Source organism: Alteromonas sp. ABH4_453 (assembly GCF_056160665.1).
The window spans coordinates 1-296 of the sequence record NZ_JBSWXP010000026.1; the positions used below are offsets into that span (position 1 = coordinate 1).

1 pseudogene is annotated in these 296 nt (G+C 40.5%); it reads left to right on the plus strand.

The features are described from left to right. Window positions 1–115: 115 nt before the first annotated feature. Window positions 116–296: pseudogene (locus tag ACXAGV_RS19080) on the plus strand (GNAT family N-acetyltransferase); the annotation flags it as partial.

Below are 296 nucleotides of genomic sequence, written 5' to 3' on the forward strand. Positions count from 1 at the left end.
ACTCCCTCCGGTCGCTGGGACGCTAACACGTGGGCTGACTCACTTCGTTCGGATTTTAGCCCACGTGCTAGCGCCCCAAAGCTTAGCGTTATACCTAAAAGGAAATTACAGTAAAATGGAAATTTACAGAGCTGATAAAACTAAAATTGAAGCTGCCTCAAAAGTTTTTGATTTATATCGTCAATTTTATGGGCAACCATCAAACTTGAACGCTTCTACTGAATTCTTATCTGAGCGTTTTGAAAAAATGGATTCAAAATTCTTTATTGCACTCAGCTCAGTCGGAGAACCTTTAG